6 protein-coding genes are annotated in these 8963 nt (G+C 35.1%); 1 reads left to right on the top strand and 5 read right to left on the bottom strand.

Annotation, left to right across the window (positions count from 1 at the left end; genetic code table 11):
* The 5 genes from VIL26_09200 to VIL26_09180 all read right to left on the bottom strand — a co-directional run.
* The coding region (locus VIL26_09200) for a bacterial Ig-like domain-containing protein (GenBank protein HEY8391098.1) at nucleotides 1-1087 on the bottom strand (1087 nt) is incomplete at its 3' end.
* A gap of 50 nt (nucleotides 1088-1137) precedes the next feature.
* A complete protein-coding gene (locus VIL26_09195; protein ID HEY8391097.1) occupies nucleotides 1138-5505 on the bottom strand; it encodes a glycoside hydrolase family 3 N-terminal domain-containing protein in 4368 nt (1455 codons plus the stop codon).
* A 29-nt stretch (nucleotides 5506-5534) separates the two neighbouring features.
* Nucleotides 5535-5828, bottom strand: coding sequence for a hypothetical protein (locus VIL26_09190; protein HEY8391096.1), 294 nt, complete (start codon nucleotides 5826-5828; stop codon nucleotides 5535-5537).
* A gap of 147 nt (nucleotides 5829-5975) precedes the next feature.
* Nucleotides 5976-7280: an ATP-binding protein gene (locus VIL26_09185; protein ID HEY8391095.1), complete on the bottom strand. Its 1305-nt coding sequence runs from the start codon at nucleotides 7278-7280 to the stop codon at nucleotides 5976-5978.
* 41 nt (nucleotides 7281-7321) lie between these two features.
* A complete protein-coding gene (locus tag VIL26_09180) occupies nucleotides 7322-8035 on the bottom strand; it encodes a LytTR family DNA-binding domain-containing protein (protein HEY8391094.1) in 714 nt (237 codons plus the stop codon).
* 211 nt (nucleotides 8036-8246) lie between these two features.
* On the opposite strand from VIL26_09180, the gene VIL26_09175 reads away from it, so the two are divergent.
* Nucleotides 8247-8963 (top strand): tyrosine-type recombinase/integrase (locus VIL26_09175; GenBank protein HEY8391093.1); only part of this gene is annotated, 717 nt, incomplete at its 3' end.

Below are 8963 nucleotides of genomic sequence, written 5' to 3'. Positions count from 1 at the left end.
TAGCGCTTTCTTCAGACACAATCCTAAATTTCAAGGACGCGCCGCTATTTTGACTTAAGTTGCCTACAAAGCCGTTGTCCTCAACTTTAGGCATTCCATTAATTCCTGCGCCAAATTTTGCGTTTGTGCCTGCGGGGAATTTAAAGTTATTGTATACGTCGACAACAACAGAACCTTCGACGCCCTGATATTCTACTTTTACGGTTGTCTGAGGATATGATAAATCATCGTTTACAATCGTAAAATCTGTAATTTCATATTCTTCATTTGAAATTCCTATTGCGGTTACGACAAGGTCGTCGGCCGTAATCTTTTGTCCGTCAACCAAAATTCTGCCTTCTTTTACCGCAACGTTTAGAGATTGAATAATATCGGTTACGGTAACGGTAATGGTTTTTGAAATTCCGCCGTAAGTTATTGTAACTTCCTGTTCGCCAGCTTTAGACTTGTCGTATTCAACTTGCGCTAATTCTGTAACATCTTCTTGCGTGCCATTGTCATAAATTGCTTTAACCGTAAGCGAGTCGATATCAAAGTCTTCGTTAACAAGATATTCAGTCTTTCCTGTATAAGTAACTTGGATATCAGATAGTTCTTTTTGAACGGCTGTTACGCTAAAAGTGCAACTTAAGTTAACGTTATCTTTTGAATAAGTCGCAGTAAAATTATTTACGCCTTTCACTAAAGGTTTAGATAAATCAACTGTGACGTCTTGAGATGAAACATTTTGAGTCGTCGAGCAATTGTCGCATTCAAATTTAAATGTCAAATCAGATTTCGATAGCAGCGTATTTTCGACATATCTCTTATTTGCAACTGTTACTTTTAACGAAAACTCGTGAGCTTTCTTAGGGACAATTACATCTTCTAAAGCGGTTTCCGTTTCGCCGTTTTCATCTAAGAATAGCTTACCGCAATCTTCGCATTCCCAATATTCAATGTTACCTTCTTGCTCGCAAGTCGCTTCTTGAGCTTCATGCTTTAACATATTATGTTCATGGGCTGTTGAACCATTGCATCCAAAAAGCGCGATGGAGCAAATCATTAAGACCGATAATAACATTGAGATAATCTTTCGTTTTCTCATTTTTTCCTCCTGAGTACTTTTTATTAATTGTTATATTAGCTCTAACTTTTCTATTGCCATTCCGATGAACAAGTAACTTCAAATTGACTTGTTATCAAAATGTAATCAAAGTTAGATGCGTCATAAATACCTACGTTTTGAGGGACTTTAAATACAATAGTATTCTCGCCCTTTACTAGCTGAATTTCGCCTAATACTATCTCGTAAGACCTGCTCCATTCGGTGTTGGGATCTCCTTGAGGCACTACCACGTTGGTTTCAAGCTCAACTCCGTTTACGGTAGTAATAAATCCTTTAGAGAATTCTCTTGCTACTTGACGTCTTCCCGTTACGGCTGCAGATAGTATTGCGGTGGTTTCTTCTTCGGAAACAATCTTGAAAGTCAATGTAGCGCCTGCATTTTCGCTTAAATTTCCTACAAAACCGTTATTTTCTTTTCTCGGCGCGCCTTTTGAGCCTGTTCCCGGAATTGCGTATTTGCTAGCCTCAAATTTGTAATATGAATATGTTTCTTTTAACGGCTCGTCGCATTTTAATTTGATCATATCAATGTTGTAACTTAAATCATTGATAGTGATTAATTTAATTACATTGTTTCCGTGCTGCAGATTAATACATCCCAAAGTAACATCTACAAAAGCAATCCAATCTTCTGCGCCGTTAGATGTCGCTTTAACGATTTTGGGGCTTGTAAATTTTTCGCCGTTAACTTCAACGGATATCAAATTTGAAAATGTTGTCTCAACGGAACGTCTATTAATTACCGCGACTAAAGTTGCTACGGTCTCTTTGGGAGAGTAAATATTAAATAGCAATCCAGCGCCAATATTTTCGTTTAAATTACCAATATATGAGGTGCCGCGTTGGCTTGTATATTCCGTAGGAGATTTTATGCCTTCAATTCTTATTGCGCGTTCCGCTTCAAATTCATATGCGGTTTTGCCTTCTCCGCATCTTGTTTTACAAGTATTGCATCCGCTATCTAAACAGCCTTTGCATATTTTGCAAATTTGGGTGCATTGTTGATTGTCATGATATGCGCCCTGGTTATTAATAAATGGCAAACTAGAACTTAACGTTATGGCTACCGTAAGAATAATGGAAACGGACAAAATCAATATATCTTTTCGAATTGTGGATATCCTTTGTTTCTTTCCGTCAATATAATAACCGGTTTTAATCGGCTTTTCTACGCCGTTATTTATAATATCATTTACATAATAACCCTTACCAACCGCTTGTCCGTTTTCAGCTATCGCTTGCATTCGAGCTATTTTTGCGGAACGTTTTATTGCCAGACGTTTATTATACCAGTTCTTAAACTTTTTGGTTCCAAAAATAAAGCTTAATACTGTCATAACAACTATTAGACCAAAGATAATTCCGGCGACGATTTGCACCCATAAAAGCATATTTTGCCACCACGTCTTTACCTTGATTATCCTAGTCGTGCTGCTGATTCCATTCATTGCGTTGCTATGAAGTTGAGTATACAGAATTCGTTTTGCGGCTTGACGAAGCGAAAGCATAACTGTCGGATTGTCTTTATACGCTTCAAAATATTTTTCGTTGCCGGAATCCATCCATAAATCATTTCCGGCCAATAATCCGGCCGCTTTTGCTCTATCGCTCGTCATATGCGCTACGCCGCCAGCGCAAGCGTCGGATTCGACAATTCCAATAAAATTCCATTCGTTGCGAAGCACTTCGGTAAGCAATCCTTTATGAGCTCCTGCCCAAGTGCAACCTATGCGGTTAAAAGACGACATTACGCCCTTTAAATTGCCTTCAGTGATTGCTATTTCAAACGGATATAAATAGTTCTCGCGAATTGATTGCTCGTTTGCCCACGTGGTAACGCCGTAGCGGTTTGTTTCCTGGTCATTGAGCACAAAATGCTTAACAATAGGTATTACGCCGCGCTCTTGTAATCCCTGGACTTCCGCGGAGAGCATTTTACCTGAAATAAACGCGTCTTCGCTGAAGTATTCCCAGTTACGTCCGCTATACGCTGTTCTGTGAATATTTGCGCCGGGCGCATAAATTACCGAATGATTGGCATGAAGAACTTCGTGCCCTAAAGCGTCTCCCAATTCTTTTATTAATTTAACATTCCAAGTTGAAGCCATATTTACAGGGCTAGGGAAACACATTTGCGAATTTAAAATAGGATTTTTTACTTTAATTCCCACCGGGCCGTCATGCGCTTTTCCTCCGGGAGCGCCTACGCTTGTTGCTCCTGCTAAAAATCTTAATCCATAAGAGCATAAAAATTGTTGTTCAGCCAGCGTCATTTGATCCAAAAGGTCGTCCCATATCGGATCGTCAAAGTCGTATTCCATTAGCATGGCGAGCGTCAAGCCGTTATCTTTACCATAGTTAGGCATCTTGTCGTTTTCATTTTGGATTATTTCTGCGCCGTATTGCATATCAGCTACCATTTTGGCGTCGATACATTTCATTTCAACGGCTTTAGGATACGTAGCATCCCAATCGCTTCTGCTTAAATAGACAATTTTTTGGTCTTGAGTTCCTTCGTATAAATTAATATCGGCATTGTCAAATTGATTTGTTATTTTCTTGCCGGTTGATTTAGATTTTGAAAAGATTTCATAATCATCATTATTAATAACTACTTTATACGTATAAGCCGCATTGCCTGGCGAAGTCATAATATTTGTATTAACGTCATGACCGTCCAGTATTTTCTGGGCAAGTATATTATTTAAAGCGTCATGAGCGTCGGTTCCCGTTGCAATGTAATATGTGCCTTTTTCCAAAATATAAGTTTTTTTGCCATACGCGTCATATGTCCTAAAGGCGTCTTTATTAATTGTTATTGTAAGTCTTTGAGATTCGTTTGGTTTTAATTTTTTTGTTTTTGCAAAGCCGACAAGCTCTACGGCCGCTTTTTCAATACCATTTGCTCTATCGTATTCAGTATACGGTTTTTGTAAATATACTTGGAAAGTATCCTTTCCGCTATATTCCCCGACATTTTTTATCGTTATAGAAGCTTCGTAGCTGTTTCCGTCCGAAGAAGGCGTTACGGAAAAATTAGAATGCTCAAAACTTGTATAACTTAAACCATATCCAAACGGGAAAGCAACTTCATCTTCGTAGGACCAATTATCGCTGCCTGCTTTTACGCCTTTAGACGACGTTGCGTTGCTCCCTCCTAAAACTTCGTCCTTTTCTAAAACTGCGTCCTCATATCTTGTTTCATAATACTTATATCCAACGTATATGCCTTCTTGATAAACAACGTATTTCGTATTGTGCGTGCCGTTTTGATTTTTATTTTCATTATTTAAATCAGGCAATTCATTAGAATATTCGGTCCATGTAAAATCGCCATAATTTTCAAAAGCAGGAGCAGATTTTGCGTTATATACTAACGTGTCCACCAGATGGCCTGATAAGATATAATCATCATTTTGCGCCGTTAATATCTCCGCTATTTGGACAAATGACATAGAGCCGCCCATTCCGATGAAAACGCAAGCGTCTATATCGTAATTTTTTATATGTTGAAATTGAACCGGATTTGCCGCGTTGATAAGCAAAATTATGCTGGATATTCTACCTTCATTTTTAAGTCGTTTTAGATTATTCAAAATGTCGGCTTCTTCAACAGATAAATCTAGATAATTATATTGATCAAGATGAGAATTAGATACATAATTGCTTCCTACTAATATATCTTTATACTCTCCGGCATTACGCGAAATAATCATTACCGCGGCGCCGCCATCAACCGAGCTGTTTACGGTGGATTCGATTTGAGACCAAGGCGCTTCATTAAGCCCAAACTTATATGTAAAATCGCTGTTCATCGTCAGCGTTTTTCGGTAAGTTCCGCCAATTTCGTTATAACGTTGAACAAGCTGTTTATTGACTATAAGACCTTTCTTTTCAAGTTCTGCAGATAAATTAGCTCTTCTGATTAAGCTGCGCGAAGGGTCGCTGTCATTATCATACATCATTCCCGAGCCTTCGCCTTGTATTAGAAAATGCCTTGAAGGAATGCTCCAATTATCGACCATCGTAGAGACGCCAAATAAATTAACTTTAGTATTTTTCTTGAGAGGAAGAGCTTTAGCGCCGTTTCCTATATCGTTGTTCCATAATAGGACGCTGCCTTCCACGGCGACTTGCAGAGCAATTTTTTCGGAATTATCACGCATTGCTTGATGGTCGTATTCGCCATTTGAATTATAAAACTTTGATTTAAAATACTCCGTATCAACGTTTTCATCGTCGCTAATATCAATCTTTTTATAGGCATTAATACCTAGCATAGCATTTATTCCCGCTTGATTTTCATTGGCTATTGCCGAGCCAATTATAGATATCATAAACAAGATGCCGGTAAAGATTGATAATAATGTCCAAACTGATCTTTTAAATATCCTCATCTTTTGCCTCTTAAAACTTAATTTTTTTCTTACAAATTGCGTATCTTGTTTTTTGAAAAAAAACCTCGCACTCTAAGAATGTACATTACAAGATTAAAAATTGCTAACACAAAAAAAATAATATCAAAAACAAACAATACTACTTGCCAACTGTTTTGTAAAAAAGATATTTTGTCGCTAGTTTGAGCCGCAATTGCCGATAAAATTAAATATGCTGCGACAAGGCCTAAAGTAGCGTAAAATGTAATCATTGCGCATATTCCAGAAAAAATTCCATATGGAAGTTTTTCGAGCAAAGCTTTATTATCTTTTTTGTCGTTCATTCTAAACTCCTATTTTTATATTTAACATGTAAATATGTATATATAAAAAGCGATTGATGGTCAATATCAACCGCTTATTTGCCGCCTTTTTTTTCTTATTCTGTAAGTTGATAATAAAAAGTTTAAAAAGGATTTTAGAAATATAATTTAGTTATTGCTGTTTTTAGGTATAAGAATATTGAGATTAAAAATATTATCTTTAATTACAAATGACAGATTTCCGTCATATTTATCTACAATGTAAGAAATACTCTTTAAACCATAACCATGATAAGCGAAATCGCCTTTTGTTGTTATAGGAAAACCGTCTTCATCATATTCTATTTGTCCATAGAAAAAATTCTTTATATTTATAGATATTAAATCTCCTACCGAATATAATTTTAACGTAATAACCCTTTTGCTTTTATCGCTTATTTTTAAGACAGCTTCAATTGCGTTATCAAGCGCATTCCCAAATAACGAATATAAATCGGCCGCGTTCATAAAGTTTAGTAATTTGCCATCTGCAATACATGTTAGCATAATTCCGTTGTTATAACATATGAGATTTTTTTCCGTTAGTATTATATCTAATACCTCGTTTTCTGTTTTAATTGCCGAATCATAAAGAGATATCGCTTTTTCAATTTCTTCAATGACTTCGCTTTCAATATGTTTGGTTTTGCCGATATTGCGAATTTGATGCCGCATATCATGACATTTTAAATTAATTAAGTCTATTGTTTCTTTTCGAATCATATATTGCTTTTTTCCCTCATACCAAAGCTTTTTTATGAATTCAATTTCCCCTGTCAATTCTTTACTGTGTAATAAAGTAAATTGGCAATAAAGCAATAAAATGCAATTTAGCATGTTAAACAGAGTGGTAATAACAAAACCGTTAAAGTTGATATCGGAATATATTAAAAACGAATTAAGAACTATATTAGTCAATAGGCCTACGCTAATTAAAAACAGTAATGACATGCTCTTAATTTTTAAGTTTTGGCCCTTTTTAATTTTCTTTCCAAAGAAGAAATAGACAATCGTATAAGCCGTAAGATAACATAAAAGATAAATTAACGCGTAAAACAAGGTTTCTTTGTTTAAGAAATCAAAATTAATACTTCCGCTATCATATAACCCTAAAATCGGGCTTCTGCCCAACACAATTAACGAAAGAATTAGATTTGACAATTCATAGGCAAAATGTTGCAACGTATAAGCCGCGATAACGCAAAAGAAGATATTTATCCAAGGTTCGTCGTAACAAAATTTGAACATTGGAATCGTGCTAATAAATAAAAGCAAGAACATTATTGAAGAATACCATGCGTTGTATATCGGAACAGGGAAAAAGGCCGCAATGCCTAATAGTAATATAATAACGGCAATAAATCTTAATGCAAAATGCGATTTCTTTATTAGGTTCAAGGTAAATAAGATTTCTGCGGATATAATTTCAACCATAAAAAGAATTTTATAAAAAAATAGATTAGTAAAAAACAAACTTAGTCCCCCCTTGCCAAATAATTATTAAGGGCTGTCATAAATGATTTTCTTTTAGCTCTTGAAATTTGCAGTTTTTCATCGCCTAAATAAACGTCGTATTGCCTGACCGAGCTAACATATTTAAGATTGACTAAGTAACATCTATTGCATAAAACAAACGGCTCTCCCTCAAGCTCCCCTTCTATCATTAATAATGTGCCGCTTTGTTGGTAATCACCGTCTAAGGTGTGAAAAATCAGCATATGTTTTATGATTTCTATATATTTAATTCGGGAAGAATGAACGCGTATCTTGCCGTCTCTATTGGATATCCATATATATTTTCCGCGCTTTTGACTTAGGCAGTCTATCGCGCTTGCAAGTTTTAAAAAAAAAGTATTATAAGTAATCGGTTTTACCATAAAATCAAACGCTTTAACTTCATAACCTTTTAGCGCATATTGAGACATATTAGTTGTGAAAATTACTAATACGTCCTTATCTTTTTCTCTTATTTTATGAATAACATCCATTCCGTTGCCGTCAGGAAGGTCTATATCCATAAAAATAAGATCAAAATCATTTTTAAAATCCGCAAGAAAAGATAATGCGTTATTAAAAACGTTGATTTCAAATATATATCCTTTTTCGCTTTCATATTTTTTTAAATATTGCCTTAATAGATTTGAATCATCTTTTGAATCTTCAATGATTGCAATTCTATATTTTTCCATATTTCACCTATAATTGAGATATTTAAAAATTTATATTTTTTGGCAATGTGTTTCAATATTATATCATAAACATATTACATTATATCATAAACATATTACAAAATGTTCTATTTATAATTCTAGTTTGTTTAAAATTGGGATAATTTATTTAATAGAAAATGTTTTAAAAAGGCTACTATACATTTATGGTAAAAAAATATATAATTAACTTATGGGTAAAAAATACTACATAGAAAGAAACTTTAAGAATAATCAAAAAATTCTCGAATTAGAAAAAGAATTGCCCGATTTTTGCGCTGAGTTTTTTTTAGGGATCGAACCCAGAACTTCTGTTTTGACCCGATTAAATTACGCGTATGACCTCAAAATCTTTTTTGAGTTTTTGTCTCAAAATATATTCAATAAAGCTATCAAAGACATCAAGCTGGACGATTTGAGTAAAATAACCCAAACTGATTTGGAAAAATATTTGGCGCATTTGTCTTATTATAGGGACGCGCAAGGCAAGATTCGCACCAATAAAGACTATTCCCGCTCAAGGCGCTTAGCCAGCGTCAAAGCCTTATTTAAATACTTTTTTAATAAAGACAAATTGCAATCCAATATCGCGGCTAAAGTCGCTTTCCCTAAAATCCGCGAAAAAGAAATAATAAGACTAGAACCCAATGAGGTCGCGGAAATTTTGGATCAAAGCGAGTTTGGAGACGAATTAAGCGAGCATCAAAGATATTTTCACTCAAAAACAAAATATAGGGACTTGGCGATTTTAACGTTATTTTTAGGCACGGGCATAAGAATCAGCGAGCTTGTCGGGTTAAATATAGAAGATATTGATTTTGACTCAAACGCATTTACTGTCATTAGAAAAGGCGGAAATTCTACGATATTATATTTTTCAGATGAGGTGGCTGCTGCTTTAAAAAAATAT

This window comes from Clostridia bacterium, assembly GCA_036562685.1.
Classification (GTDB): Bacteria; Bacillota; Clostridia; order Christensenellales; family DUVY01; genus DUVY01.
Note: the sequence above shows the minus strand (reverse complement) of the source record. Positions and strands in the feature narration are given on the sequence as shown.

Excerpts from the sequence above, each read along its gene's own strand:
- VIL26_09195 (HEY8391097.1), bottom strand. The coding sequence starts at position 5,505 with ATGAGGATATTTAAAAGATCAGTTTGGACATTATTATCAATCTTTACC.
- VIL26_09190 (HEY8391096.1), bottom strand. The coding sequence starts at position 5,828 with ATGAACGACAAAAAAGATAATAAAGCTTTGCTCGAAAAACTTCCATAT.
- VIL26_09185 (HEY8391095.1), bottom strand. The coding sequence starts at position 7,280 with ATGGTTGAAATTATATCCGCAGAAATCTTATTTACCTTGAACCTAATA.
- VIL26_09180 (HEY8391094.1), bottom strand. The coding sequence starts at position 8,035 with ATGGAAAAATATAGAATTGCAATCATTGAAGATTCAAAAGATGATTCA.